Annotated in this window: 2 protein-coding genes; both read left to right on the plus strand. The window is 27.7% G+C overall.

Translation table 11 applies throughout. The annotated features are described in order from the left end of the window. Window positions 1-725 (plus strand): N-acetylmuramoyl-L-alanine amidase (locus tag IC214_RS06885; protein WP_227845141.1); only part of this gene is annotated, 725 nt, incomplete at its 5' end. Between the two features lie 581 nt (window positions 726-1,306). Continuing rightward, on the plus strand, window positions 1,307-2,243 hold a 937-nt coding region (locus IC214_RS06890), incomplete at its 3' end, for a cell wall-binding repeat-containing protein (protein ID WP_227866424.1).

A 2,243-nucleotide genomic window follows, 5' to 3' on the forward strand; every position in this document is an offset into this window, starting at 1 on the left:
TATCTGCATATCATAAGGATAATTTAGAAGCTAAATCTGCTAATAAAGTGTATAAGATAGGAGGCGGATTAACTTCTAAGGTAATGAATTCTATAGCATCATCATTATCTAAGCATAATACAACACCAACAGACCCAGGAACTAGTAATGGAGCAAAAACAGTTATGATTGACCCAGGTCATGGTGGCTCGGATACTGGAACAACAGGTAAACCATTAGGTGGAATTAGAGAAAAAGATTATACTTTAAATACTTCACTTGCAACAACTGAGTATTTACGTTCAAAAGGAATAAATGTAATTATGACAAGAGATACAGATAAGACTTTATCACTTGGAAATAGAACTGCCCTATCTAACTCTTTAAGACCAGATTTATTTACAAGTATACACTATAATGCATCTGATACAACTGGAAATGGAGTAGAAGTATTTTATAAACTTGCAGACAAAAATGGTGGAACTACTAAAACTGTAGCTACAAACATATTAAATAGAATTTTAGAGAAGTTTAATCTTAAAAATAGAGGTATAAAAACAAGAACACTATCAACTGACCCTACAAAGGATTACTTGTATGTTTTAAGAACTAATGATATGCCAGCTGTACTTGTAGAATGTGCATTTTTAGATAATGAGAAGGATATGAGTTTATTGAATTCATCATCAAAAGTAAAGGACATGGGTACACAAATAGGTAAAGGTATAGAAGAGTCATTAAAATAGTACATAATGAAAATACTTAAAAAACTCAGCATAAATTAATTTATGACTTTAGATTTAGTTTAAATCCATAAAATAAAAATATAATTCTGTTAGTAATAAAGACTATGTATAAGTTGTTGCAGATATAAGTGCAAATAGTGTATACATAGTCTTTTTGTGTTGAAGTTTTGGTTGCTAAGTCTCAGGTGTAATTATAGAGATGTATTTAACTTCTAGGTATTAATAGGTCGAGGACTTGAATAATATTTATATGATGTTTATTTATTAAAATATATATGTAACATTTAGAATGCAACTTTGAAAAATTAATTTTATTGACTTATAAAAATTTGATATAAAACTCTACAAAATATAATCATTATATGTTTTTATTTGTCATTTATAGATTTTTTTAGTAATAAATGATATAGTGGAAATGAGCAAATATATTTAATTATGTTTATTTTTTGTAATTGTTTATTTTTTGTAATTTAATTTTTAATAAATTTTTGCAAATTTAGATAAGCACACTTTGCTGTGTTTTAAAAAATTAAAAGATAAAAAAAGCAAGGTGAAAATCTATGTTAAGTAAGGAGATTAATATGAAAAAAAATACGAGATTAATAACAACAGGAGTTCTTTCAATGGCAATTGTTGCACCTACAATGGCATTTGCTACTGAGTCTAATGCTATGGAAAATAATGCTAACTTAAACATAAATTTGGAGAAAAAAAGTATAGTTTTAGGAAGTACATCAAAAGTAAGTATAAAATTTAAAGAAAAACCAGATGCTGATAGCATTACATTAAAATATAAATGTTATGATATGCCACTAGATACAACTCTGAACTACAATCAATCAACTGGGGTATATGAAGGAACTATAAATTATAATAAAGACCCAGAGTATCTAAATGTTTGGGAGTTACAAGGGATAACAATAAATAGCGCAACTAATCCTAAGACTTTAGACAGACAAGAATTAGAAGCTATGGGATTAAATCTAAAAGACTACAATGTAACACAGGAATGTATAATTGAAGATATAACTTCAAGAAAAGATGTAAATAAATATTTGAGAAAGACTTCTGCACCTATCACAGAACTTACAGGAAGTGATAGATATGAAACAGCTGTTAAAATAAGTAAAGAGGGATGGAAAAATGGTTCAGATAAAGTAGTTATAATAAATGGAGATGTAAGCATCGACGGTATTATATCAACTCCACTAGCAACTACATATAATGCACCAATACTTTTGGTTGAAAAAAATAATGTGTCTGATAGTGTAAAAGCAGAATTAAAGCGTCTAAATCCTAAAGATATAATTATAATTGGAGATGAGAATTCTATTTCTAAAACTACTGCTAATCAAATAAAATCAACTGTAAGTGCTAGTCAAACACGTTTAAATGGTTCTAATAGATATGAGACATCTTTATTGATAGCAAAAGAAATAGATAAAAATCATGATGTAGATAAAGTATATATAACAAATGCAAATGGTGGAGAAGTAGATGCACTTACTATTGCAGCAA

The organism is Clostridioides sp. ES-S-0190-01 (genome assembly GCF_020658275.1).
Lineage (GTDB): Bacteria > Bacillota > Clostridia > Peptostreptococcales > Peptostreptococcaceae > Clostridioides.